This window comes from Gordonia malaquae (assembly GCF_037148075.1).
Lineage (GTDB): Bacteria > Actinomycetota > Actinomycetes > Mycobacteriales > Mycobacteriaceae > Gordonia > Gordonia malaquae.
On the sequence record NZ_JBBCUB010000004.1, the window covers coordinates 211,875 to 236,983 of the forward strand.

20 protein-coding genes are annotated in these 25,109 nt (G+C 65.6%); 9 read left to right on the forward strand and 11 right to left on the reverse strand.

The features are described 5' to 3' along the window. The first annotated feature begins 140 nt into the window (after positions 1–140). Positions 141–2,060, forward strand: a complete 1,920-nt coding sequence (locus tag WFK36_RS15420) for an SDR family oxidoreductase (RefSeq protein ID WP_336792725.1) — start codon at positions 141–143, stop codon at positions 2,058–2,060. 5 nt (positions 2,061–2,065) lie between these two features. On the opposite strand, the gene WFK36_RS15425 is transcribed toward WFK36_RS15420, so the two are convergent. Both WFK36_RS15425 and WFK36_RS15430 read right to left on the reverse strand, forming a co-directional pair. After that, positions 2,066–3,655 carry a DNA polymerase Y family protein gene (locus WFK36_RS15425; protein ID WP_336792726.1) on the reverse strand — a complete coding sequence of 530 codons (1,590 nt, stop codon included), beginning with the start codon at positions 3,653–3,655 and terminating at the stop codon, positions 2,066–2,068. Further along, positions 3,655–4,395, reverse strand: coding sequence for a hypothetical protein (locus WFK36_RS15430; RefSeq protein WP_336792727.1), 741 nt, complete (start codon positions 4,393–4,395; stop codon positions 3,655–3,657). The genes WFK36_RS15425 and WFK36_RS15430 overlap by 1 nt, the downstream gene beginning before the upstream one ends. A gap of 117 nt (positions 4,396–4,512) precedes the next feature. Here WFK36_RS15430 and WFK36_RS15435 point away from each other — a divergent pair, with 117 nt between their 5' ends. After that, positions 4,513–5,025: a hypothetical protein gene (locus WFK36_RS15435; RefSeq protein ID WP_336792728.1), complete on the forward strand. Its 513-nt coding sequence runs from the start codon at positions 4,513–4,515 to the stop codon at positions 5,023–5,025. Here the strand turns inward: WFK36_RS15435 and WFK36_RS15440 are convergent. Continuing rightward, positions 4,972–5,772, reverse strand: coding sequence for an ABC transporter permease (locus WFK36_RS15440; RefSeq protein ID WP_336792730.1), 801 nt, complete (start codon positions 5,770–5,772; stop codon positions 4,972–4,974). The genes WFK36_RS15435 and WFK36_RS15440 overlap by 54 nt on opposite strands. 151 nt (positions 5,773–5,923) lie before the next feature. Further along, complete coding sequence (locus WFK36_RS15445) at positions 5,924–6,838, reverse strand: radical SAM family protein (RefSeq protein WP_336792731.1); 915 nt, start codon at positions 6,836–6,838, stop codon at positions 5,924–5,926. A 79-nt stretch (positions 6,839–6,917) separates the two neighbouring features. Here WFK36_RS15445 and WFK36_RS15450 point away from each other — a divergent pair, with 79 nt between their 5' ends. Beyond that, entirely contained in the window at positions 6,918–8,135 is a 1,218-nt protein-coding gene (locus tag WFK36_RS15450) for a serine/threonine-protein kinase (protein ID WP_336792732.1), read from the forward strand. A 112-nt stretch (positions 8,136–8,247) separates the two neighbouring features. Here WFK36_RS15450 and WFK36_RS15455 read toward each other — a convergent pair whose 3' ends face one another. Both WFK36_RS15455 and WFK36_RS15460 read right to left on the reverse strand, forming a co-directional pair. Then, positions 8,248–8,907 (reverse strand): LuxR C-terminal-related transcriptional regulator, encoded by a 660-nt coding sequence (locus WFK36_RS15455; RefSeq protein ID WP_008380934.1) that lies wholly within the window; start codon positions 8,905–8,907, stop codon positions 8,248–8,250. Beyond that, positions 8,904–10,160, reverse strand: a complete 1,257-nt coding sequence (locus WFK36_RS15460; protein ID WP_336792734.1) for an ATP-binding protein — start codon at positions 10,158–10,160, stop codon at positions 8,904–8,906. Before WFK36_RS15460 ends, WFK36_RS15455 begins: the two co-directional genes overlap by 4 nt. 99 nt (positions 10,161–10,259) lie before the next feature. On the opposite strand from WFK36_RS15460, the gene WFK36_RS15465 reads away from it, so the two are divergent. Both WFK36_RS15465 and WFK36_RS15470 read left to right on the forward strand, forming a co-directional pair. Then, positions 10,260–11,531, forward strand: coding sequence for a PspC domain-containing protein (locus WFK36_RS15465; RefSeq protein WP_336792735.1), 1,272 nt, complete (start codon positions 10,260–10,262; stop codon positions 11,529–11,531). Next, a complete protein-coding gene (locus WFK36_RS15470) occupies positions 11,528–11,740 on the forward strand; it encodes a hypothetical protein (RefSeq protein WP_008380939.1) in 213 nt (70 codons plus the stop codon). Before WFK36_RS15465 ends, WFK36_RS15470 begins: the two co-directional genes overlap by 4 nt. Positions 11,741–11,775: 35 nt before the next feature. On the opposite strand, the gene WFK36_RS15475 is transcribed toward WFK36_RS15470, so the two are convergent. Next, complete coding sequence (locus WFK36_RS15475) at positions 11,776–12,144, reverse strand: elongation factor Tu (protein WP_336792737.1); 369 nt, start codon at positions 12,142–12,144, stop codon at positions 11,776–11,778. 150 nt (positions 12,145–12,294) lie between these two features. On the opposite strand from WFK36_RS15475, the gene WFK36_RS15480 reads away from it, so the two are divergent. The 3 genes from WFK36_RS15480 (at position 12,295) to WFK36_RS15490 (ending at position 15,681) form a co-directional block, all read left to right on the forward strand. Next, complete coding sequence (locus WFK36_RS15480; RefSeq protein WP_336792739.1) at positions 12,295–12,681, forward strand: hypothetical protein; 387 nt, start codon at positions 12,295–12,297, stop codon at positions 12,679–12,681. 146 nt (positions 12,682–12,827) lie between these two features. Beyond that, positions 12,828–14,597: an McrB family protein gene (locus WFK36_RS15485; protein WP_336792741.1), complete on the forward strand. Its 1,770-nt coding sequence runs from the start codon at positions 12,828–12,830 to the stop codon at positions 14,595–14,597. A 1-nt stretch (position 14,598) separates the two neighbouring features. Next, positions 14,599–15,681 (forward strand): 5-methylcytosine restriction system specificity protein McrC, encoded by a 1,083-nt coding sequence (locus WFK36_RS15490; RefSeq protein ID WP_336792743.1) that lies wholly within the window; start codon positions 14,599–14,601, stop codon positions 15,679–15,681. A 60-nt stretch (positions 15,682–15,741) separates the two neighbouring features. Here WFK36_RS15490 and guaA read toward each other — a convergent pair whose 3' ends face one another. The 4 genes from guaA to WFK36_RS15510 form a co-directional block, all read right to left on the reverse strand. Beyond that, positions 15,742–17,325 carry a glutamine-hydrolyzing GMP synthase gene (gene guaA, locus WFK36_RS15495; RefSeq protein ID WP_336792745.1) on the reverse strand — a complete coding sequence of 528 codons (1,584 nt, stop codon included), beginning with the start codon at positions 17,323–17,325 and terminating at the stop codon, positions 15,742–15,744. 42 nt (positions 17,326–17,367) lie between these two features. Then, the gene (locus tag WFK36_RS15500; RefSeq protein ID WP_336792747.1) at positions 17,368–18,021 is read right to left on the reverse strand and encodes a Fic family protein; all 654 of its coding nucleotides are present in this window, start codon (positions 18,019–18,021) and stop codon (positions 17,368–17,370) included. Between the two features lie 140 nt (positions 18,022–18,161). Continuing rightward, complete coding sequence (locus tag WFK36_RS15505) at positions 18,162–18,509, reverse strand: hypothetical protein (protein WP_336792749.1); 348 nt, start codon at positions 18,507–18,509, stop codon at positions 18,162–18,164. Then, positions 18,506–20,959 carry an AAA family ATPase gene (locus WFK36_RS15510; protein ID WP_336792750.1) on the reverse strand — a complete coding sequence of 818 codons (2,454 nt, stop codon included), beginning with the start codon at positions 20,957–20,959 and terminating at the stop codon, positions 18,506–18,508. Before WFK36_RS15510 ends, WFK36_RS15505 begins: the two co-directional genes overlap by 4 nt. 2,186 nt (positions 20,960–23,145) lie before the next feature. Between WFK36_RS15510 and WFK36_RS15515 the strand changes: the two genes are divergently transcribed. Further along, positions 23,146–25,056: an HsdM family class I SAM-dependent methyltransferase gene (locus tag WFK36_RS15515; protein ID WP_336792751.1), complete on the forward strand. Its 1,911-nt coding sequence runs from the start codon at positions 23,146–23,148 to the stop codon at positions 25,054–25,056. Positions 25,057–25,109: the final 53 nt, after the last annotated feature.

The window sequence follows — 25,109 nt, forward strand, 5'->3', positions numbered from 1 at the left end:
CACACGTTCGACAAACGGAATAGATAGCCGCAGGATTGCTCGAACCGACTTGATCAATCGAACTACACAGATCCGACACCCGACAGGCACATAATCGTGCCAGCGCACCGAACGCATGCCACATATGAGAACCTGTGTCAGTGACCAGCTACTTCGTGACGGGCGCAAGCGGATTCATCGGCAGTCGAGTGCTGCAACGACTCCTGGCGCGCGACGCCGACGCCCGTGTCACCGCGCTGGTGCGTCCCGGTTCGCTTCCACGTTTCGCACAGATCCTCGAAGGCATCGACGGCGGCGAACGAGTGATCACCGTGCCCGGCGATCTCACTGTCGACGGCCTCGACATCCACGACGCGACGGTGCTCACCGGCACCGATCACGTGATCCATCTGGCCGCGATCTACGACGTGACCGCCGACGACGCATCTCAGGACGCCGCCAACCGCGACGGCACCGCGCGTGTCGCCGCACTCGCGGCCGACCTCGGCGCGACGATGCACCACGTGTCGTCCATCGCCGTCTCCGGAGATTGGGACGGCGAGTACACCGAGGACGACTTCGACCTGGGTCAGGGCTTCCCCACCGCCTACCACCGCACGAAGTTCGAGGCGGAGAAGGCAGTCCGTGAGACACCCGACCTGCGGTGGCGCGTATATCGGCCGTCCGCGGTGGTCGGCGACTCAGTCACCGGCACGATGGACAAGGTCGACGGGCCCTACTACTTCTTCGGTCAGATGTCGCTGCTCGGGCAGTTGCCGTCGTTCCTCAAGATGCCACTGCCGAACCTCGGGTGGGTGAATCTGGTGCCGGTCGATTTCGTCGCCGACTCGATCGTCGCGCTGCTGCATCACCGGCCGGACGACGACTCGCTGGTGTTCCACCTGTCCGACCCGCAGCGGCGGACCGTCACCGAGATGTTCAACGCGCTCGCGCCCGCCTTCGACGCGCCTCGCGGTTTCAACGCGCTGCCCGGCGCGGTGGTCCGCCCGGTGCTCGCCGCCGGTTCGCGAGGTCCGCTGCGTGCCGCGCGCGACGCCGTCGCCGCCCAGCTCGACGTGCCTCCCGTCCTGTTCGACCTCGTCTCTCTCCCCGTCCGATTCCGCAGTGACACGACGCTCGCCGTGCTTCGCTCGCTCGGCGTCGAACTGCCCGATCTCGCCGACTACGGGCCCGGCCTCTGGCGATACTGGTACGAGAATCTCGACCCGGCGAGACATCGCCGCACCGACCCGCGTGGTTCGATGGTCGGCAAGAACGTGCTGATCACGGGCGCGTCGTCGGGCATCGGCAAGGCGACGGCCCGCATGTGCGTGACGCGCGGTGCCAACGTGTTCCTGGTGGCGCGCAGCGTCGACGGTCTGACCGACGTCGCCGACGAGCTGAACGCCGAGACCCCCAAGGACGGCCTTCCCGCCGGACACGCCTACGCGTATCCCGCCGACATCACCGACGAGTCGGCCGTTCAGACGCTCATCAAGTCGATCATCGCCGAGCACGACCACGTGGATGTCCTCGTCAACAACGCCGGACGATCGATCCGCCGGTCGACGCTGAACTCGGTCGACCGTTCGCACGACTACCAGCGGACGATGGCCGTCAACTACTTCGGCGCCGTCTACCTGACATTGGCGTTGCTGCCGCACATGGTGGAACGCCAGGCCGGGCACATCGTGAACGTGTCGTCGGTCGCGGTGCAGAGCCACGGTCCCAGGTTCGGCGCGTACGGTGCGTCGAAGGCAGCGCTCGAGGCGTTCAGCGACGCGACGGCCGCCGAGACTCTGTCCGACCACGTCACGTTCAGCACCGTCCGACTGCCGCTGACCCGGACCAAGATGATCGCTCCCACCGACGCCTACCAGGCGCAGCACGGCATCTGGGGCGTCGACAAGGCCGCAAGTCGGGTACTCCGCGCGATCATCGACAAGCCCAAACGCGTGAACACGCTGATCGGCGACATCGTCGACCTCGGGCACCACACCGTCCCTCGGCTCACCAACCGGCTCATGCACCAGGAGTACCTGCTGGTCGGCGAGTCGGACGCAGCACTCGGCAAGGGCTGAGCTCCTCACTCGTACACTCCTTCCACCGTCCAGGCGCGTTCTCGGTAGCAGAGCAGAAGTGCTCGCGAATCCTCCAGCAACACCTGGGCTCTCGCCGAGACGCTCGTCGGCTCGGCGTCGGTGCCGAACGGCCACGGCCCGGCCCACCAGCAGACCGCGTACGGCCGACGCCCCACCCGGACCTCGGCGGGCTCCGTGGTGAAGCCGCCGCGTGGCGTCACCTCGACCTGATCGCCTTCGGCGTCGAGCAGTTCGGCGTCGGTGTGCGACAGCAATGCAGGCGACGGCCGGGCCAGCCGATCGGGCCAGGCGGCGTTCGGATCACGCGGCGGCACCTGCTCGTCCCCGAGCGTCACGAGCGCGACCTGCTCGGCGGGCCCGCGTCCACCGCTGCGGATCGGCACCCGCACCGACTCCCCGCCGAGGAGACCTTGCACACGGACGAGCGCACGTCGAGCTCGATCGGTGAGCCCGTCGCCGACCGCGGCAGGCAGTCCGGCCCCGACGAATGCGTGCTGCAGAGATCCGGGATCGACGACTTCCACCGGTTCCAGATGCAACCGCGCGATCGGCGAGTCCGGTGCACCGGCCCCACCCGCATCACGTCCCGCCGTACCGGCCAGCCACCCTTCGAGCTGCCAACGGATGCGGTCGGCGGTGGCATCCGGTGTGAGCGGCTGCGCGCACCACCAGGTGCGCGAATGCCGTTGTCCACGTTCGGTTATCGCGTGAACAGTGAGCCGAGTGCACGCCAGCGACGCCGCCGACAGACGCCGGTGCAGCTCCTCGGCGAGCCGACGGCCGAGGAAGGCGGCCGAGTCGATGCGGTCGACGGGGGGATCACACGTGTACTCGACGTCCAGCACGGCCGGGATCGGCGCACGACTCGGCCGCCTGCCGGGCGTTGCGCTCGCCAACCGGTGCGCGACAACGGCGTCCGCCGAGAACCTCGACGCGACGTCGGCGGCAGGCAGTTCGGCGAATGCGCCGAGCGTTCGGATGCCGAGTCGCCACAACAGGTCGACAAGATCGGGACGTGTCGGATCGGACAGCGCGATCTCCACGGTCAGGTCCGAGATCGGCCGGGTCGCCAGGTACGCGGCGTCGGTGCCCGGCGGCACCGACTGCCCGGACCGTGCGGACAGGACCGCGGTGAACAGTTCGTCTGCCACTCCCACTCGCGCTGCGACACCCGTCGCGGCGACGGCGTCGACGATCCGCTCGGCGAGCACCGCCTCCCCTCCGAAGTAGCGCGCAGCCCGATCGGCAGTCACCACCAGCAGCCCGGGACGCAACACCTCCGTGAGTGGGACCACCTCGGTCACCGCCGTGACGACCGGCTCGAACAGTCGGCCGTCACGAGTCGGATCAGCGTCGAACACCACCAGGTCCGGGCACAACGACTGCGCCTGACGTTTCCGCATGCCGCGTCGGACGCCGACGGTGCGCGCCGCCCGAGAACACGCCTCCACCTTTCCCGCATGCAGGACGGCGATCGGCTCGGCCACCGTGATGCCCGCCGTCGACGCGGCCGCAACCGCAGGCCAGTCCGGGCACCACACGGCCATCACCCGACGACCGCCCTGAGGGTCCATCAGTTCGCCACGGCGAGTGCCGGACGCGACGGGCGCTGCACCGAACCGTGCGCCGCGACCAACTGCAGCACCGGATTCTCCCCCGGTGTCGTCTCGCCCATACCCGGGGCGACGAGGTCGAAACCACCCGACGACGGGCGAGCACCCGAAGCCGTCACCCGCACGTCCACGCCGAACCCGCCGATGCGCCCGAAACCGCTCCGCCGCGCGGGCACGTGCCGGTATTCGGTCACCTCGCTCTCGATGCGGACCGATGCTCCGGGCCAGTCGCCGAGGACGAGCAGCGTCGACGACTGCTTGCGTGCCCGGCCCGCCAGGACCCGAGCTCGCGACGGCGGAACCGGCCCGCGTTTGCGGCCAGGACCGAGGTCGGGCCCGAGCACCACGAGATCGATGCCGTCGAGCAGCACCCCCGCAACCTCCAGAGGGTCCACACCGGGCTCGGTGACGACCGCGACGCGACTCAGATCCGCCCCCATGTCCATAGCGGCAGCAAGGTTGAGTCGCGGGAGTCCCACAAGCGCCACCGTGGCACCCGCCCGAGTCACCTCGGCGATGACGGCCATCGGAACGGTGATCGCCCCGGTGGACGCGACCACCGTTCCGCGAGACAGACCCCGGCGCGGGAACAGCGGCGCCATAGCCTCGGGAACGGGGAGCACTGAGGTCTCTGCAACGGCGTCGCCCGACATGCCCGCCAGGCGCCTCCGCAGGGCTTCTACCTCCTCTGATCGTGCCATCACTTCCCCTTCCCACTGTTCGAACTCTTGTTCGATACTGTACGACCGACCTCCGACAACCGTCAACGCTCCTGGTCGCGGCCCCGACCCTTCCGTACGCCACGTAGATTCGGACGCATGCAGTCACGCCTCTATCCGTTCGCCGCGATCATCGCCGCGGTGACGTCGATCGCGCTCACCGCCCTGCCGTGGATCTCGTTGGCCCCGCTCGGCCTCGACTGGTCGTGGAACGGGCTCGCCATGGCCAGCGTCGATCTCGGCGACGATCTCGGCGTGGTCGGCGTCGGATGGGCGGTGGTCGCAGCAGCAGTCGCGGCTATTCTTGCCGCGCTGATCGGCCTGATGCCGTCTCCCAAAGTCCGACCGCTCCTCCCCCTGGCGAACGCGGTCGCAGCCGCTGCATGTGCACTCGCAGCACTCGCACCGCTCATCACGCTCATCTGGCCCGCAGTGTTCTACGGCGACCTGTTCGTCAGCATCGGAGCGACAGGCCTCGTATCTCAGGTTCCACTGAAGACGCCCGTCATCGTCGCGACCACTGCCACGATCCTGCTCACGGCCGTTGTCTGTGCAGCGTCAGCGGTGGCCGCCCGCCCTGGTCCAGTGTCGCGTGCTGACACGCGACACTAACGATTCGGGCCGCGTCGGCGACGAAGCCCTGACCTGAGCGGTCACGACCGCCGCGATCGATCCGGACGCCAGTAGCGCGGCCAGAACAAGCACCTGAAAGCGGCCGGCCTCCACCGGCGAGAGCCCACCGAAGATCGCACCCACAAAGGCGCCGGGCAAGGTGACCAGCCCGGTGGTCTTGGTCTGATCGATCGACGGCACCAACGCACTGTGCACCGCATGTCGTGCCATCGACGCCGCCGCCTGACGCGGCGTCGCACCGAGCGCCAGCCAGGCCTCCACCTCGCCCCAGCGCTCGATGAGCGTCTCGGTGAGACGCCGTCCGGTGAGCGTCGTGATGTTCATGGTGTTGCCGATGACGATCGCCGACAACGCCAAAAGGTATCGCGACGTCGGTTCCAGCGCACCGGTCGCGAACACCACTCCGAGCGCGACCACCACACCCGAAGCCACCGCCAGCGCAACAAATCCGGCTGTCCGCCAAAAGGCTCCAGGAGCAGCAAGGCGTCGCGCCGCAGTGCCGACCGCCACCGTGAACATGACCGACACCGCGAGCAGCACCAATCCGGGATGCGTGATCAAGCCTGTCAGCGCGACACTGACCACCGCGAGTTGGACCATCCCGCGCAGAATCGCCGACGCCGTCGCCCACCGCTCGCGGACGCCGTACCAGCGCAAGACGCCGACCGACACTCCCGCCAGCACGATCACGGCCACAGCCGTCGCGATCACGTCATGTGCGGACACCCGCTAATCCAATCACCTCCGCCGACCTTTCGACTCGCAAGCTCGCTCAAGGAGCAGTCGATACGAGCGCCCACTGAGCGAGCCTGCATCCCCTTGCTCCTCAAACGAGCCTGCATCCCTGCTCCTTGAGCAAGCGAAGCGCGTCGAAAGGTCAGAACAGCGTCAAACTCTCGGGCTCGACAACACCGACCGCCTGCGGCGCCGCACCCTCTTCTGCCGCGACCTCGTCGGGTTTGGCGAGCCCGTGCTCGCGGACGAGAGGCGTCATGCGTTCACGGAGTCGGACTGCGTAATCCGCGGGAACGAACGAACCGCGCCCGTACAGCGATCGGTATCGACGCAGCAGCGCGGGATGTTCCTGGGCCAGCCAATCGAGATAGCCGTCGTCGGAGTCGAGCTGCAGCACCGACACGGACACGCGGACCGCGCCGGCGTCCGACAGTTCGGACAGCAGCGCATCCAACTGCGACGACGAATCGGTCAGACACGGCAGCAACGGTGCGATGCGCACGTGCGGTTCGAGCCCCGCGTCGGCGAGGCGTCGAACGGCCTCGATCCGCGCGGCGGGGAGCGAACCGTCCGGATCGGCCCGGCGACACAGGTCGTCGTCGAGGCAGGGCACGGTCATCACGATCGTCGTCGGCACCGCGTGCCGCACCACCCGCAGCAGCGAGACGTCGCGCACGATCAGATCCGAACCCGTGTACAGCGCGAACGGCGTGTTCGATTCGGCGAGCGCCGAGATGACCCCGGGCATAAGCCGATAGCGTTCTTCGAGAACGCCGTAGGGATCTGCTCCGGTCACGCCGACGGCCACCGTCGATCGTCGCCACGACCGGCGGCGGAGTTCACGTCGCAACACCGCGGCTGCGTTCATCAGCACCCGCATCTCGCGGTCGTCGCCGACCATCGTCTCGAGCGCGTAGTCGTAGGGATGGGCACGCTCCACCGTCACCGACCGCAGCATCGCCGGCGCCAGCACCTCATGCACCGCCAGGCGCGGAAACTCCGGCAGCCGGAGCGTCCGCACCAGGTCGGTGTCGACCAACCCGAGCACTCCACTCATGCCATCTATCCGAACACATGTGCGAATAACTCGTCAAGTGTCCGAATGGACTGTCACAGGCCCCGGCTACGATGGCTGCATGACCGGATCGGCCGAGCCTGGACCCTCGTACCTCGTCGCCGGCCGTTACCGCCTGGTCAAGCGCATCGGGCGGGGCGGCATGGGCGCGGTGTGGGTTGCGCGCGACCAGCTCCTCGACCGCGACGTCGCCGTCAAGCAGGTCCTGTCGGTCGCCGGGATGTCCGACGACGAGGCTCTCACCAACCGCCAGCGAGCGATGCGGGAGGGCCGGATCGCCGCTCGCCTCTCGCACCGGAACGCCGTGTCGATGCACGACGTCGCGCTCGACGGCGAAGAGCCGTGGCTGGTGATGGAGTACCTCCCGTCGCACAGCGTGGCCGACGTGCTCCGCGACAACGAGACCATCGCGCCCGTCGAGGCCGCGCAGATCATCGCGCAGGTCGCCGACGCGATCGCGGAAGCCCATGCGTCGGGCATCATCCACCGCGACATCAAGCCCGCCAACATCCTGATCGCCAACAGCGGGCGCGCGACGGGCCTGGTGAAGATCACCGACTTCGGCATCTCTCGTGTCAAGGACGACGTGTCGATCACCCAGACCGGCATCGTCACCGGAACGCCCGCCTATTTCGCACCCGAAGTGGCGCGCGGTGACGAACCCGGCGAGGCGTCGGACGTGTTCTCGCTGGGTGCGACGCTGTACACGATGATCGAGGGCCGACCACCGTTCGGCGACGGCGACAACTACATCGCGACGCTGCACCGCGCCGCGGCCGCCCGCATCGATCCGCCGACACGAGCGGGCGGACTCGAACCGATTCTGCTGCGCCTACTGGAGCCGTCGCCTGCAAACCGTCCGACGATGTCGCAGGCCCGTGATCTACTCGTCCAATACGCGGCGTCCGAACTCGGCACGTCGGAGAAGGTCCTGACCGGCCTCGTCTCGACGAAGCCGAATCACACGCGCGTCCGTCCCCCTGCGCCGTCGGTGATGCTGCAGAAACCCGAGCCGTATGCGCACACGCGCGTCGGCACTCCGACACCCCCGCCCGGCCGGTACGCGCCTCGCGCAACTCCCGAACCGCTCCCGCCGCAGCAGTACCCGTCGAACCCGTCGATGCAGCAGCGTCCGTACTCGCAGCCGCAGTACCAGTTCTATCCGCCGCAGCATCATCAGCCTCAGCGAGGCAGCAACGCCAGCCTCGCCGCAGCGATCTTCGCCCTGTTCGTCCTGCTCACGGCCATCATCGCCGGGATCATCGTTCTCACTGTTTAGCGTCCTTCATGCGACGCTTCGACTCGCTTCGTTCGCTCAACGAGCAGTGGGGTGCATCCTGCTCCTTGAGCGAACGGAGTGAATCGAAAGGCTTGCGGCGTGGCCGAGAGAGTCAGCCAAGTTGGCGGTTGACGGCCCAGCGGGTGAGGGCGTTCCGGTTGGACTGCTGGGTCTTGCGGAGCACGTTGGATGCGTGGGTCTCGACGGTCTTGACCGAGATGAAGAGCTCTTCGGCGATCTCACGGTAGGTGTACCCGCGCGCCAGCAGCCGGAGCACTTCGAGTTCGCGCTTGGTGAGCGAGTCGAGTTCCGGATCGAGGTGCGGTTCGGGGACGGCGGAGCGACCGGTGAACGAGTCGAGGACGAACCCGGCCAGGCGCGGGCTGAACACGGCGTCGCCCTCGGCGACACGTCGGACGGCGTCGGCGAGTTCCGTGCCGCTGATGGTCTTGGTGACGTAGCCGCGAGCACCCGCCCGGATGGTCGCGATGACGTCTGTCGCCGCGTCCGACACCGACAACGCCAGGAACACCGGGGCCTCGGATCCGAGTGCGTCGGTCACGCCGCGCAGGACGCCGACGCCTCCCCCGCCGGGCATGTGGACGTCGAGGAGCACCACGTCGGGTCGGGTCGCGACGATCTCACTGATGGCCTGCGGCACGGTGCCCGCGTCGCCGACCACGTCGATGCCGTCCTCGCCCGCGAGTTCGGCTCGGACTCCGGAGCGGAACACTCCGTGGTCGTCGACGAGGAAGAGACGGTAGGCGGTCATGCGATCTCCTGATCGGTCTGTGCGGGTGCGTCTTCTGTTGTAGCGGAAGCGATCTCACCCGCGGCACGCGGCAGGGTCAGTGCGACGTTGGTGCCGCGGCCGATGGTCGAGCTGACGCGTGCCGCGCCTCCTGCCCGCTCCATGCGGGCTCGGATGGAACGGCTGACGCCTTGGCGGTCGGGGTCGACGGCGTCGACGTCGAAACCCGCACCGCGGTCGCGGACGAACACCTCCACTTGGTCGTCGGCCACTTCGCAGTACACGTCGACCGTCGCTGCGCCGGAGTGTTTGGACGCGTTGACCATCGCTTCGCGGGCTGCCGAGACGAGTGCGCTCCAGCCGCGCGCGCGGGTGGGGTCGAGCATTTCGTCGGGCGTCACGTCGCCGACCGTGATGGCTTCGATCTCGACGCCGTATGCGTCTTCCACTTCGACGGCGACAGCGCTGATCGCCGCGGCGAGGGACTCCCGGGGTCGGGCGCGGTCGCCGAACAGCCATTGGCGGAGCTCTCGTTCCTGACTGCGCGCCAAGCGTGCGACGGTGTCGGGGTTCGCGGCCTGCTTCTGGATCAGCGCCAGCGTCTGCAGGACAGAATCGTGCAGGTGGGAGGCTATTTCTTCACGTTCGTCGGTTCGGATGCGTGCAGCCCGCTCCTCGTTCAACGCGCGGAGCATGCGCATCCAGACGGGAACGGTCAGCAGCACTGCGCCGACGAGTGTCGCGAGGACCGCGACGACGATCGGCGGCATGCCCGCCAGCGCGGTGTCGGGGACGGTCACCATGACCACGAGGCCGCCGATCACGAACACGGCACCCGTCGCCAGCCTGACCCACGTCAACGTTCGCGACTGCGATGCGGCGATGCCGGTGACGTCGGCCTCTCGCCACACGATGGCGGCGCCGCCGAGGACGAACAGGATCGCAAGCATCGACTGCGCGGGCGCGCTCGTCGCCGCCATGCCGTTCGCGGCGAGCGCGAGGACGCCGATCACGATGAGGCCATGCGCCTGGCGTCGTTCCCCCGGCGGCGCCGCGGCGGTGTCGTCGCCGGTCGGGCAGAAGAACCAGAGCAGCGCATAGGCGATGACACCGGCCCCGGCCAGCGCCGCGAGCACCACGAACACGACTCGCACCCGGAAGACGGAGACGCCGAGGTGGTCGGCGACGCCGCCGCACACACCGGCGATCACCTTGCCGCCACTGCGTCGATGCAGTCGCGGCACGGTTGTACTCGTGCGCAGTTCTCTTCTCATTGATTCGATAGTGGCACGTCGTGGCCGGTTCGCACATCAGGGAGCATCTCAGGGTTTCGCCGGATTCACGGCGGCGCGATCATCGCCAAGATGAATGGCATGAACGCTTCGACTGTCCAAGACATGTGGAACACGCGCCCCGTGCGACGTCGTTCCGGCAACACCGTCGCAGGTGTGTGCATCGGTGTCGGTGAGCGCTATCGGGTGGACCCGACGTTGGTGAAGGTGGCCTTCGTGGTCGCGACGCTGTTCGGCGGCAGCGGCATCCTGCTGTACATCGCCGCCGCGATCGCGCTGCCCGCCGACGACGAGAGCAAGGCGCACCAGTGGCACGGTGGGCCGCCGTGGGCGCGCGCCGGGCATCGAAGCCACCTGAGGTGGATCCCGCTGGTGATCATCGCGGTGATCGCGATGTCGATCATCGGCTCCCCGAACGCATGGGGAACCAGCGGTGTGCTCGGCGCGGTCCTGATGGCCGGCGGCTGGTATCTCCTCTACCAGCGGACTCCCGTCGCCCCGGCAGGCACGTCTGCCGCCGAGCTCGCGCACGGCGGTTCCTCCACCATCGGAGACTTCTCGCCGGTCGGGAGCTCTCCGTCCGTCGACCGTGGCGCCGAGCCCGGTATCGCTGCGGCGACGGAGCAGTCCGGCGACACCGTCCAGCTCACCAAGGACGTTCCGCCCGCCGATGCGCCCCCGAGTTGGGATCCGCTGGGTGCGGCCCGGTTCGCGTGGGATCTGCCCGAGCCGACTGAACCCGTGCAACCGCCCGCGCCTCGGGTCCCGCGCTCGCCTGTCACGCCGATCTTCCTCGGGCTCGCCGTGATGACCGGTGCGGCGACGTCGGCCGCGTCCCTCGCCGGAGTTGGGTGGTTGACGCCCGGACGCATCGCATCGTTGGTGCTGGCCGTGCTGGGTACCGGGTTGGTCGTTGCATCCTTCCAGCGCCGGCCGGCCGGTCACAGCGGATCGGGTCTGATTCCGCTGGCCGCGCTCGGTGTGGTCGCCGTCCTCGCGACCACCGCGCTCGCAGGACCCGGCGAGACGTTCCCGTCCGGCGGCATCGGCGAGCGGACGTGGACTCCCCCGACGTCGTCCGACCTGCGCGACGACTACTCGCTGACGATCGGCTCCACGACGCTTGACCTGCGTGAGCTGAACGGGCTCGACAAGGACCGGACCGTCTCGATCCGCCAGGGCATCGGCGAGATCAAGGTGTTCCTGCCCGACGACATCCGTGTCCGCACCGACTGCAGCGTCACCGTCGGCAACGTGAACTGCAAGGACGGCGTCGTCAACCCCGACGCGAAGACTCCCACCCTGACAATCGACGCCCACGTGAACGTGGGCGATGTGGAGATGATCCGATGACTGAGAACAGCACTCTCGAAGCAGAATCGGCCGAACGTCGCCGCAGCCCCGGCCTCGCGGTCCTCGGCATTCTGGCGCTGATGGTCGCGGGATGGGGCCTGCTGGGCGGCCCGAGTCTAGGCGACACCCGAGCCCTCCCCTGGGCCGTCCTCGCCGTCGGAGTCGTCATCGGTCTCGGCCTCGTAGCCTCCGGCATGCGGCGGCGTTAGGCGGGCTGTTGCCCGCGAGCTGAGTCGAACGACCGTCAGTCCGACGACCGAATCAACGCGCCTTTGAGCGCCGCGACATCAACACGCATGTCGCCGTCGGAGTGCCGCAACGGGAGGTCCTCGGTCGTGATGCCGTCAAGGAACACTCCCCCGGTCTCGCCTGAACGGAGAGTCTGCGACTTGCGTCGACGAGCTTCGATCCGCGCCACGCGACCCGGCAGCACCCGATCGTCGAGCACAAGATCGGCCGACGTCCCGATGACTACCTCGCCGGACTCGACGACACCCGTGAACACCCGCCCACGACCGGTGATGGTGAACATGTCGTCGACCCGAAACGTGAACGGCGTTCCCGGCTTCGGCACCGGAGCATCTCGCGCCTCGCTCTTACGGAAGAATCCCATTTCTCGGACTCTAACGGACCGCCCCCAACCGCTGGTTGAGCCCTTCACGGAGCTCACGAAATCGGCAACACCGAAGGCACGACCTAGAAATCGTGTCGAAACCATCCCACACGACCCGAAATGTCGTACCTGTCCGTCACAATGACGGCCATGGTCGATGTGAAGACATGGCGGTTCTGGCAGTTCCTCAACCAGGACGGCAAGCTCGAGTGGGTCGGCGTCACCCGGCCGACCGCGCACGCGCGGATAGATCAGACGAAGGTCTGGACCCTGCTCCCAGCTCAACGGAGGCTGATCGCGAATTGGTTCGTGTCCCACGACCATCAGCTCGACGAGTCCGACCGCTTGTGGGTTCACGATTCGATCGACGGGTGGGATTTCTGCGACACCGCTGCGCTGGCACCAGAGCCTTCGAAGGCCGACGTCGACCGCCTGTCGCGGCCCGAGTCGATGCTCACGTTCGGACAGATCGACGACATCCCGCTAGTCAATATCACCGGCAAACGCGACCTCGAGCCCATCTACCGAGCCCGCTGACACCCACGAGCGTCACCTCCACAACAATGACGCGCAACGTCCGACGTCTTCTCCGCGTGGCGCAGAAGGCATCTCGACGAGCGGCTCCCACGTAAATCGACACACCGTACGCCGACCGACATCTCACCGTGAATGAGGAACACCTGATGACAACCGATTCGACCGCCATCACACCGATCGACCTTCCGCCGATCCCGTGCTCGCATCGGCCGAGCGAAGAACCTGTTCGAGTCGCGGCCGCGATGCTCTTGCACGCAGCGCGGTACGGCGGTTCGGTGCTGACCGACCGCGACGTGTGGACCGACGCGAACATCGACACACTGATTTCACACTTCGTGAACCAACCGGACGTGTCCGGCAAGTCGTTCGACGACAAACTCGACATCCAGCTGGACGGTGTCAGCGACGACGTGCGATTGCTGTTCGCAGAGATCTACCTGTTGCAGATGCTTCCGACGATGCAGTTCCACAAGGCCACAAAGATCAAGAACGCCACGTCTGCCCTGCGCAACGCGGGGATCGACTACCAGATTCCAGCCGAGATCGACGAGGCCTTCGATCACCCGGTGTTCTGGGGTGGTGTCGCCTTCGCAGTTCGTCGGTTCCAGCAACTGTCGGTCCTCATCGAGTTCGTCCGCTATCTCCGCACATTTCCCGAGACAGAGATCGCCGCTGCCTATGATGATCCGTTCGCATGGCGGACGATGGTCAACAACGCTCCCGGCACCTCAGAGCCGTCCCTGCGCTCCTGCTTGACCTTCCTCGGCCACCCCAAGTTCTTCATGTCGATCGTCGCCGGTCACCACAAGAAGCAAATCGTCGAAGCGTTCTTCCCTGCGGTCACCGGATGTGTATCAACGGGCGACGTCGACGTCGACCTCGCGAAGATTCGATACTGGCTGCAGGAAGAGCCCGGCGACACTCCGGATTTCTATCACGGTCCGCTCGAATCGATCTGGCGGCCCGACGAGGTCGCCGACATCGACGACGTTCCCGCCGTGACGACCGAGCCCGACGACGATCGACGCGAGTCGTCGTACACAGTCGAGTCGATCATCGAAGACGGTGCGTTCCATTCGGCTTCGGAGCTCCGCGACATCATCACTCGCTGGCACGAGACCCGGAACATCGTCCTTCAGGGTGCGCCCGGGACCGGAAAGACGTGGCTCGCACGGCGCCTCGCGTTCGCGTTGATCGGTGACCGCATCGACGACGCCGTCCGGTCTGTTCAGTTCCATCCCGGGACCTCGTACGAAGACTTCGTGCGGGGATGGCGACCTGGAGGCGACGGCACCCTCACGCTCGTCGACGGTCCGCTCCTGGAGCACGCGGAACGCGCACGGCAGTATCCCGACATTCCGCACGTGGTAGTCATCGAAGAGTTCAATCGCGGCAACCCGGGCCAAGCACTCGGCGAGATGCTCACTCTGCTCGAGCGCAGCAAGCGCAATCCCGCGGATGCACTCGAGTTGACCTATATGCGCGAGGCCGAGCTCGCCGTCTTCCTGCCCGAGAACCTGTACGTCGTCGGCACGATGAATACCGCCGACCGTTCGTTGGCGCTTGTCGACTTCGCCCTGCGTCGGCGGTTCGCATTCTTCGACCTCGAGCCCCAGTTCAACGACGCATGGAAGCAGTGCTTGCGTGCGCGGTTCCGGGGTGTCGATGCAGATTTGATCGACGAACTGGCCGTCCGCATCATGGCGATGAACGACCAGATCGCAGCGGATCTGTCTCTCGGGCCCTCGTTCCGAATCGGCCATGCCTACTTCACACCGGGACTTGAAGCTCCCGACCTGGCCACCTGGTTCACCGCCGTGGTCAGGTCATCGGTGGAACCGCAGCTCCGGGAGTACTGGCACGACGATCCGGCGACCGTGAACGACGTGGTCGACAGCCTGCTGTCAGGTATCTGACGTGTTCACCGCCGGTGCGGGCACCACTCGAATCGATGTTCGGAGCGTGTGGTTTCTCCTGCTGTACGCATCGGATTACGTGGCGAAATTGACCGATGCCGACCGGATGGAGTCGCTACTCGACGGTGAGCGGGACAACGACCTCCTCGACGCGTTAGCGGAGACGTTCACGGACGAGGTGGCGTCGCGAATCAGGTCGATGCTGGCCGTCAGCTATCGCGCCCGCGTGGATTCGCTCACTCGGGTTCGAGGTCGGATCGACCACCTCGGCACGGCTCGACGCCGCTCGATGGAGTCGGGCCGCGTGATATGTCGATTCCATGAACAGACCATCGACCTGCCGCGCTACAGGTTCATGCTTGTCACGCTGCGTCGTGCGGCGCAACAAGCCCAATCCGATCGAGTGCGTCGGAAGTGTCTGACGACAGCTCAGATGTTGGCGCGCAGCGGCGTGAGCGCCACTGACCCGCTGCCGACGGAGATGGCCCGTGAGCAGTACGGCCATGCCGATTCGGCGGATCAGAGGCTGGTCCAGCTCGGCCGCCTAGTCCGCGACATGTGTGCACCCGAACATGTAGCGGGCCGGGTCATGTTGCCTGCGATCGTTCGTGACGAGAGGGAGCTTCGCCGACTGTTCGAATCAGCCGTCCGCGGCTTCTACAGTTTCCATCTCGGTCGCGCGGGTGCGTCGGTCCGAGCCGCGAAGCGACCGTGGCCTGCGACCGGCGATCCGGCCCATCTCGCGCTGCTGCCTCTTCTCAACGCCGATGTCGTGATCCGCGGAGGCGGACGGCAGACGATCGTTGAGTGCAAGTTCGCCCCGGTCTTCGATCGTCATTTCGGAAAAGCAATGGTCAAGCCCCACTATGTCCGACAGGTCTATGCCTACGCATCGGTGTTCGCCGAATTGACATCGGACACAACCTGCGGGTTGCTGTTGGGCGCATTGGTCGACGGGTCGCCTGGACGGGATCTGGACGTCGACATCTCAGGAATCCCGGTCCGTGTTCGGCAGATCGACCTGACGAGGAAGCCGAACGAGATCCGAGCAGCGTTACGCGAGGCCATCGTCGACTGGCACTGAGCCGACAGACACGTCAGCCCCCGCACGAGGCGGGGGCTGACGTGGTGGTTCAGGGAGTGATCACTCCCATTCGATGGTCCCCGGCGGCTTGCTCGTCACGTCGAGCACAACGCGGTTGACGTCTTCCACCTCGTTGGTGATGCGGGTGGAGATGATCTCGAGGGTCTCGTAGGGCACGCGGGTCCAGTCGGCGGTCATCGCGTCTTCGCTGGAGACCGGGCGCAGGACGATCGGGTGGCCGTAGGTTCGGCCGTCGCCCTGGACACCGACGCTGCGGACATCGGCGAGGAGCACCACGGGGCACTGCCAGATGGTGCCGTCGAGGCCTGCCGCTGTGAGCGCTTCGCGGGCGATGAGGTCGGCCTTGCGGAGCAGTTCGAGCCGTTCTTTGTTGACCGAGCCGACGATGCGGATCGCGAGGCCGGGGCCGGGGAACGGCTGGCGGGCGACCATCTCTTCGGGCAGTCCGAGTTCGCGGCCGACGGCGCGCACTTCGTCCTTGAACAGGAGTCGGAGCGGTTCGACGAGCTTGAACTCGAGGTCTTCCGGGAGACCGCCGACGTTGTGGTGGCTCTTGATGTTCGCGGTGCCGCTGCCGCCACCGGATTCGACGACGTCCGGGTACAGGGTGCCCTGGACGAGGAAGTCGACCTTCTTGCCTGCCGCGGCCTGGTCGCCGAGGACCTCGGAGACGGCGCCTTCGAACGAGCGGATGAACTCGCGGCCGATGATCTTGCGCTTGGTCTCCGGGTCGGAGACGCCGTCGAGGTGACCGAGGAACGTCTCCTCGGCTTCGACGGTCACCAGGCGGGCGCCGGTGGCGGCGACGAAGTCGTTCTGCACCTGCTCACGCTCGCCCGCACGCAGCAGTCCGTGGTCGACGAACACGCACGTCAGACGGTCACCGATCGCCCGCTGGACCAGCGCTGCGGCAACAGCGGAGTCGACACCACCGGACAGACCGCAGATCGCGAGGCCTTCGTCGCCGACCTGCGCCTTGACGTCGGCGATGAGTGCTTCGGCGATGTTTGCAGCGGTCCACGTGGGCTTGAGACCGGCGATCTCGTACAGGAAGCGGGTCAGGACTTCCTGGCCGTGCGGGCTGTGCAGCACCTCAGGGTGGTACTGGACGCCGGCCATCTTGCGCTCGACGCACTCGAACGCGGCGACGGGTGCACCTGGAGTCGAACCGGTGACCGTGAAGCCCTCCGGTGCAACCTGCACGGCGTCGTTGTGACTCATCCACACCGGCTGGGCCTCCGGGAGACCACGGTGCAGCGTGCCCTCACTGTTGGGCGTGAAGTTGGTGCGGCCGAACTCGCGTCCGCCCGTGTTCGCAACCTCGCCGCCGAGCGCCGTCGTCATCTTCTGGAAGCCGTAGCAAATGCCGAACACCGGAATGCCCAGGTCGAACAGCTTCTCGTCGATCGTCGGGGCGCCGTCGGCGTACACCGACGCCGGGCCACCGGAGAGAATCAGCGCCGCCGGGTTCTTGGCAGTGATCTCTTCGAGCGTCGCATCATGGGCGACCACCTCCGAATAGATCCGGGCCTCGCGCACACGCCGAGCAATGAGCTGCGCGTACTGAGCACCGAAGTCGACGACCAGGACTGGGCGGGGATGGTCCGCGGGAGAGTTCGTCACGGGTGCATTCTACAGGGGTAATAGTGGCACTATCTCCCCCTGTCACTTCAGCTGGACGAAGCCCTTCTGCTCCAGCAAAGCGAGAACGCGGTCGTGCTCACCGAAGACATACGCACGCGCGAGAGCGTCGTTGAACTCCGCGGCAACGCTCGGATCATTCTCGTCGACGGGAATGGTGAGCAGGTCTCCAGCCTCCGTTCCGAGAAGCAGCGCGTTCGCCGCGAACACTGCAGTTCGCTTATTGCCGTCCTCGAACGGCTGAGCCTTCGCGAGGTGGACGAACAGGTTCACGGCTTGGTTCCGAACGTCCGAACTTCCAGTGACGCGATCGACGAGAGCCTGCAGATCGGCATCCGACAGTGCGTCGGGCTCATGCCGTCCGTGTACGGTCGCCACTCCAATCCGCTGCTCGCGCGTCCGGAGTCGCCCCGGATGGAGTGCACCACTTCGGGTGATCGTTGCGTTGACGGCCTTCACGAACTCAGCATCGACTGTGGCCCCTCGATGGTCGATGATGAACTGCGCGGCGTCGCGGAGATCTTGCAGGAGCGCGAGATCGGCGCGCGACGCGACTCCTTCGAGACTCCCGTTGGCGAGGAAGTTCTCGGTGTCGAGGCGTCCCGTCGCCAAACCGTCGAACACCTTGCCTGACGAGTACACGACTGCGGCGAGGTCTTTGATAGTGAGCTCAGTCATTACCGTTGACCCTCCCCGTCGTTCGCGATCAGAAGTGAATGCGAGTACGTGCGAACCATACCGCCGACGTCTGACAGATCGCTCAGCCGTAGACCCATAGCAGTAGGTAGGACACGTCTAACACCCATCCGCTCCATACCTCACGCGCACTCCGCCACCGACACGCAGAGCGCCGACACCTCGACAACAGTCGGCGAGAGCTCGTACGCATGCTGGTGACAGCACTCGCTGAGCCGGTTCCAGGCATAGGCGATCGTCGGACCGAAGTCAGTTTCGTCCAGCGACTTCAACACTGCGAGCTTGGACGCCATCTTCGCGTTCGGACAGGCGGCCCCTAGTTCAGCGCACCGAGCGTCGACCAGCCATTCGACAGCTTGGCGCGCAACGAATGCGGCCAAGCGCGCGGCATTGCCGGACTCGGGGATCACTCGCCCCGACAGCAACGCGTCGGCGTACCCGAGCGCAGCTGTGGCCTCGACGCTCCTCATTTCGACCCCAGGAGATCTCGCAGCGTCTTCCGTAGATCACGTACGTCGTCGAGCCCGAGAATTCCGCCCTCGTGAACTCCAACGGTGCAGATGCCCATCACGTTGTTCCGGTGGGGATGACTATGAGGGCTCTGCCATCCACCCAACGACTCCTTCGGGTCGCGACCCAGCGATACTGCGACGCACGCCTTCGTCCCGATGAGCTTGGCCCAGTCTTCCTCGGCTTTCGCGTACGCGATTCCTGCGCGGGTGCACTCGTGGAAGTAGCGCTGTTTCGCTGCACTCTCGACTGCGAGGCGGAACAGGCCCGGCCCGGCCGCGTTCTTGACGTGAGCAGGAACGCCTTCGTCGCGGATCAGCGAGTACGCGTCGGCCGCATACCGGTCAGCGGTGACCTCGGCGCGTTTGACCGAGATCTTGGACCCGGGCTCACGGCTGACTTCCAACAGGGTCGCGTCGACAGACAGCCGCCGGATCGCGGTGGGCAGACGGTCGTCGTGCGAGAACACAACCACCTGTCTCGTCTTCGCGATCTCCTGCAGCACCGCGAGGAACCCATCGATCTTCGCTGGGTCCATCGCCTGAATCGGGTCGTCGAGGAACAGGAATCCGAATGGACTGTCCCCCACCGTCGCCCGAGGGATGAACAGTGCAAGCGCCAGTGCATGCAGCTCGCCTTGGCTCATCACCGAGAGGACACCGGTGTCCTCACCGTCGACGCTGCCGGTCAGTGCGACGCGGCGCTGGGTGCCTGTGCCGAGCAGTTCGATCGCGCCGAGGTCGACGTCGCTCTCCTGTTTGAGCCGTGACCAGATGTCCCGAGCCGAGTCGACGATCGGCTGCATCCGCTGGTCACGGAGCTGCGCACCATGGTCGTTCAGCCATTTCTTGGCGTCGTTCAGGTTGTCGAGTGCATTGTCGTGGACACGAGCCGCCTTCTCGGCGGACAGCCACGTGGCGATCTCTTCCACCAGCGGCGCCCATGCGTCGGTCAGTTCGTCTGCTCGCCGTGCGGCCGCGACAGTCAGTGCCTCGTGCGCAGCAACGACTCGCGGCCATTCCGTCGCCACATGCTCGGCGACAGCACTCTGCTCAGGCAGTTCACGAAGGCGAGCGACGGCCGCACGGTAGGCGTCCACCTCGACGAGTTCCGAACCGTCGAGTGAGACGTCGGGCAATCCGGCTACCAGCTCGGACACGTGTCGGCTAGCTGCCTTCCACCCGTCGATGATGTCGGCGTGCGCTTCGACGGCCCGCGCATTGTCCTCAATCGTCGCCGCTACCCACTGCTGCCACTCGGCAGGCAACGGAGTCTCGCACACCGGGCAGTCCGCGGCTTCTGCCTCCGTCACGTAACGCTGTGCGTCGCGGAGCAGGGTCGTCCGCGTGGACAGCAGTTCGAGGGCCGTTTCCGCTGCGCCGAGCTTTTGTTCCAGCGCTGACCGATAGTCGTTGACCACTCCGTCGACGACAGCCTGATCCACGAGGACCGAATCAGCGCACGCCTTCAGTTCCTGAATCAGCCGCTGCTGCGGCGATTCTGCACCGGCGATCTCCTTCTCCACCACGTCGAGCTTGTACGGCTTGCTCGCCAGCGCCTTGTTGACCGTTCCGGCCCGGGGGTCGTCGGCTGCAGCGAGTGCCTTGCGCAGCGCGAGCCGCAGCGCATTCGCACGCTTGCGTTCATCACCGATCTCCTTGATCACCGAACTGATCCGTGCGGTCGCATCGGTGATCTCATCCAGCCCGAGGATCTTGTTGAGCGCGTCGTACAGTGCCGACTGCCGTTCCTCGAACAGGCCGCCGATCTCGTCGTAGCTGAGGATCGGGCGGTACAGCTCCGCTGGGCGATCCCATCCGAGGGACGTCACCGGCTGATTCTCTCCGCCGGCAATGCGAGCCCAGGTTGTCGCATCATCGAGACCGCCGACTTCATCCCAGCGTGCCGCGATCAGCACCCGCTGTGCATCGCCTTCGCCCTCAGGCTGTTGGACTACCTCTACGCCGATCCGACACGGGCTGCCGTGGTGGAGGTTCCGCCACGCGTCCTGCCACACCTTCGACTTCTTGTTCTCCCACCGATAGCTTCGGCCCGTCACCGCGTACTCGAAAGCCTCCGCAAAGCTCGACTTGCCTGATCCGTTGCGTCCACTGACGACCGTCAAACCAGGACGAGGGTCAAGGACCAACGACGCCTGCGGGCCGACGCCGCGGAACCCTTCGACGGTGATTGCCCGAACGTATGCGAGTGCCGGGTCGGGCCGCTCGGCCCCAGCCTTTGAAGGACGCTCTCGCGACGCCGCTCCGCCGATCTGCGCGCGCAAATCACCATCGCTCGACATCGCGGCGAGAACCGTGAACGCGACCTCATCGGGAGTGCTGGTCTGCTCGATCAGATCCCACACCTCGTCGACGGTCGCAGTGCTCGTCAACTTTGCGTCACTCGACATATTTCGCCCCTCTCCACGGATGACTCATCCACGACAACTGGCGTAACCATGCCATGAGGGTCCGACATCCTGAGGGCCGCTTCCCATCTGTGACGGCGGACGTCAAAGACGTGTCACCCGATCGTCCGACCACGAAAAGGCGTCGTAGCGGGCATCTATGGTTCACGCATGGTCCGCCCGAGGCGATAGCCAAACTCCCTCAATCAGGCGCACGGACTCCGATGCGCGAACCAGCCCAGAAAGGCGGGGACGTTGCCCAACGCTCTTCGACGCGTACGCTGCCCGCGTCCTGCCTCACAACCTCCACGTAGTTCGCCTGCTCAGCGCCGGCATCGGCCAGTCGTGTAGCGATGGAAGAAGCAATCGAGGTCGTCTCAGGACGGTCGATCAAACCCGGCAGAGCGAGTCGGACGGGCCGCTACGTCTGCCCAGAGTGCACGCATCTTGTTCACCCAGTCGATCGCGGCAAGTCGATGTACGTCGCGCACTATCCCGCGGCCCCTCGCACCTGCCCGCTGCTGTCTACCGGGCTCGACCGGCGGCAAATAGAAGCGATGGCCCGCGCGGTTCTACAGATGCAGATTGTGATGGTCGATGGCCTGCCTCAGTTGCTCTATCTGGAATCGAAGAACACGCAACCCCGTTCAGTCAACGCCGACACCGCAGCCGCCAATTCGCGTCGTCGGATGCTCACTGGCTCCCGCCAAAGTCGCGGACACGACGGGATCGACCTGCCTAAGCTTGTCGGGCACCATCGTCTTCAAACAGCACCTCGGCGGCCGGTTCCACGGCAACGATCAACGGACCACTCCGGTGTGCTGGGGCGACAATCTGATCGTCCTCCTCCAGGAGTCAATCGACCCACCGGAATCAGCAAACGGCTGCCGCCAGTGCGCATGCTCAGCAAAGCATGGGTTGCGGTGCAGGTTCACTTGCCAACTGTCGCGACCGCAGAGTTCCGTCGCTGGCTGGCAATCGCAGCGATCCCTATCGAGTCGCAGACCACGCGCGCTCGCCTGATGACGCCATCGTACGGCTATGTGGGCGATGCGACGCGTTTCCCGCGGGGAGTACCGGTTTCGGTTTTGACCGGTGACTCGGCAGCGAACATCACCTCTACGACGGTCCGACCAGTTGAACCAACGATACTAATACGTTCGGACGAATATATGGCGACTCCGCCGCGCCATCAACAGCCCGATCCCTTGCTTGAGTTAACAAACCGAAGCTCGTCGAGACGCCAATAACGCCATTTCAGAGGCCCGATATTCCTCTAGGCCGGGCTACCCAGAGTCGCTCTACGCAGCCAACGCAAAGAATCAGGATTCGATAGTTGTTAACGCGTCCCATGCTGTTACCCGTTGACAACGCGGGTGCGGAGTGGTTGCCTTAGATCAACAGCCACAACGAAGGGACCACCAAATGTCCGAGGACGCCTCCCGTAGCGCGAATCTCCCGAATGCCAGGCGGTCGAGCGCCCGACATCTAACCGTTGCCCCAGTCCGCACTCCGGCACGCTTTGGGGATCAACGCGCCGTTCACTTCATCGACATCGAGAACATGTGTGGGACAGCAAGTTTCAAGATCTTCGAGGCGCAGGCAGCGATGGGCGCTTACCATCGCGCGATCGGAATCGCAGTGGGCGACCATGTGATCATCGGAGCTTCGCACCACAACCTGGTTGCGGCGGGATACGCATGGCCAGGCGCTCGCCTACTGGCTCCCCAGTCAGGCCCGAACGGTGCCGATAGAGCCCTTCGCCATGCGATGCGTACTGAGAGTTTCGGCGAACGGTTCGCTGCGGCATACCTCGGATCAGGCGACGGCGGATTCGCCGAGGACCTTGCCTACCTGGCCAGCTGTGGAATGGCGACTCATGTCATATCGCGAAGTAACCAACTCTCGCGCAGGCTGCGCCTCGCGGCACAGTTCACAACGATCATTCCCACCAAATGAAAGACCATCCAATGGATAGCCCCCAGATCCGAGCCACGGACATCGCCGACATCGCCGGTGTCAGTCGCGCCGCAGTGACACAGTGGCGCAAGCGCTACCACGACTTCCCCGCGCCCATCGAACACTCAACCGCGCGCAGCCCGCTGTTTCTCCGTAAGGAAGTAGAAGAGTGGCTAAAGGCTCACGGAAGGCTGAGCGTACCTGCGAAAGCCAAGAGGGGTGCGCGCCAGGTGGCATCCGACATTCTCGAGCTTCTCCGCAACCGAATCCCCGTAGATCGGTACTTCGACGTTGTCGGGGCCGTCCTCGTCGCAGAGTTTCTCTACCGCGGTCCCGCCGAAGGCCTCTCCGTCGAGGACTCCCCCGTCGCACGCTCGGTCGATCTCCCGCCTCGAACTCTCAGCACCCTCACCCCGGCCCAAGCTCGCGAAGCAATTTCGTTCGCAGCAACGGCGGAACGATTCCGCACAGCGCTGAACCCGCTGATCCCAGGTCATTTCGAGATGGTCGACGACTCCGAGACACTCCCCGAGATCGCCGTCACTATCGCAGCTCTCGCGAGCGACGTCCCTGCAGCAGAACTGATCGCGGTTCTCGATCAGGCTCAGGCATGGGACAGCAGACGTAACCCATGCGACCCGTCGCCATTGAGTCGTCTCATCGCCGATCTGGTCGACTCGATGCTCACTGAGCATGGCTCCGTCGTCCTCGATCCGGCCGTCGGAGCTGGGAACACCCTGATCCAGACTGGCCTCAAGGTACGTGACGACATTCGTCTCGTCGGCGTAGATGTCGATAAACAAGCGCTCGCAAACCTCGAACGCCGAGCGATTCTGTCCCAGCAGCCCGTCGATGTGCGTTTTGGTAACTCACTCGGCGTGGACCCGGCCGACGACGTTCTCGCCGATGCGGTTGTCACAACGCCACCTTGGAGTCTGCGCGACTTCGGCGACGACTTCGACCCGAACGATGCTCGCTGGGTGTTCGGCCGTCCGAGGCCTCGGTCGGACGGAGTATGGCTGCAACACGCCATCGCTCACCTCGAATCGGGCGGTCGGGCGTACGTCGTCACACCTCAAGGCGAACTGTTCCGCAAGTCGTCAGAAGCGCTACGGCACGAGCTCATCAGACAGGGCGCGATCGAGGCCGTCATCTCGTTACCCGAGGGGCTGTTCACGCACTACGCCGCGATCAAGACGGCACTGTGGGTCCTCGCTCGCCCTGGGGAAACACGGAACCCCGATCGAGTCTTCCTTGGCCAGATGACTAGTCACTCGCAAGGAGCCGCTTCCGACCTCAGCGGGACTGACGTCATGTACGCCTACTCTCTCTGGCGACAGGGTGAAGAGGCCGAGAACGACTCCAACTACGTGATTGCGTCTGCTCGCGAACTCCTGGTGCCCGATTCCACCCTTCTCCCCGCAACTTGGCTTAGCCGCCGCGACGCACCCGGGCCTGACAAGCTTGTCGAAGAGATCCAGACCATCGCTGAACGCCTTTCAATCGGCCCTGTGATCGGCACGTTCGCGGCTTCCAGCCCGAGTATGGTTCGCCGCGTACGCCTGTCCGAGTTGCCTGGCGTCACCATCCACCGCGGCAACGTCGGCGCATCGCCTACTCAGGCAGACGCCGAGCATGAACCGACGACCGGAATACCTGTCCTCGACCCTCGAGTCATCATGAACAGTCAGCCGATGGGGCCAACCCCCGAGAGATACATCTCTGTCCAGGAAGCTCCAGGTCTCCTCACGGAAGTCGGTGACATCCTTCTCATGTCGCTCGTGTCAGGACGAAACCCTGCTGCTACGCGCTTCTCCGCTGCAGGTTGGGCGGTCAGCCGCACCTGCTACTTGGTCCGTATCGACCCAGCGGTCTCCGGCGCTCCTGACCCCGATTACCTGGTCGCTTGTATCAACGCCTCGGTCGTCGAGCTACCCACTTTGCGAGGAGCCTCGCAGGTGATGCCGTCACGGATCGACATTCCCGTCCTCCCGGAGCCCGATCAAAAGAACCTAGCCGACTCGCTCCGGGCAGTCGAGGGAGCGCGCCGTGAGGCAGCCGCCACATTGGGTCGACTGGACACGCTGGCCGGTCTGATCGAGAGCGCAATCAGCACCGGTTCCGTGACAGTCACCCGTTGAGTCGAGCCATCGAACCAACGCTCGGGCAACTTGTCCGAACAACCCAGTATCGT

Coding starts and splice junctions, on each gene's coding strand:
- WFK36_RS15475 (WP_336792737.1), bottom strand. CDS start 12,144: ATGGGATTCTTCCGTAAGAGCGAGGCGCGAGATGCTCCGGTGCCGAAG.
- WFK36_RS15510 (WP_336792750.1), bottom strand. CDS start 20,959: ATGTCGAGTGACGCAAAGTTGACGAGCACTGCGACCGTCGACGAGGTG.
- WFK36_RS15500 (WP_336792747.1), bottom strand. CDS start 18,021: ATGACTGAGCTCACTATCAAAGACCTCGCCGCAGTCGTGTACTCGTCA.
- WFK36_RS15445 (WP_336792731.1), bottom strand. CDS start 6,838: ATGAGTGGAGTGCTCGGGTTGGTCGACACCGACCTGGTGCGGACGCTC.
- WFK36_RS15465 (WP_336792735.1), top strand. CDS start 10,260: ATGAACGCTTCGACTGTCCAAGACATGTGGAACACGCGCCCCGTGCGA.
- WFK36_RS15480 (WP_336792739.1), top strand. CDS start 12,295: ATGGTCGATGTGAAGACATGGCGGTTCTGGCAGTTCCTCAACCAGGAC.
- WFK36_RS15430 (WP_336792727.1), bottom strand. CDS start 4,395: ATGGCACGATCAGAGGAGGTAGAAGCCCTGCGGAGGCGCCTGGCGGGC.
- WFK36_RS15435 (WP_336792728.1), top strand. CDS start 4,513: ATGCAGTCACGCCTCTATCCGTTCGCCGCGATCATCGCCGCGGTGACG.
- WFK36_RS15470 (WP_008380939.1), top strand. CDS start 11,528: ATGACTGAGAACAGCACTCTCGAAGCAGAATCGGCCGAACGTCGCCGC.
- WFK36_RS15505 (WP_336792749.1), bottom strand. CDS start 18,509: ATGAGGAGCGTCGAGGCCACAGCTGCGCTCGGGTACGCCGACGCGTTG.
- WFK36_RS15460 (WP_336792734.1), bottom strand. CDS start 10,160: ATGAGAAGAGAACTGCGCACGAGTACAACCGTGCCGCGACTGCATCGA.
- WFK36_RS15455 (WP_008380934.1), bottom strand. CDS start 8,907: ATGACCGCCTACCGTCTCTTCCTCGTCGACGACCACGGAGTGTTCCGC.
- WFK36_RS15485 (WP_336792741.1), top strand. CDS start 12,828: ATGACAACCGATTCGACCGCCATCACACCGATCGACCTTCCGCCGATC.
- WFK36_RS15450 (WP_336792732.1), top strand. CDS start 6,918: ATGACCGGATCGGCCGAGCCTGGACCCTCGTACCTCGTCGCCGGCCGT.
- WFK36_RS15425 (WP_336792726.1), bottom strand. CDS start 3,655: ATGGACCCTCAGGGCGGTCGTCGGGTGATGGCCGTGTGGTGCCCGGAC.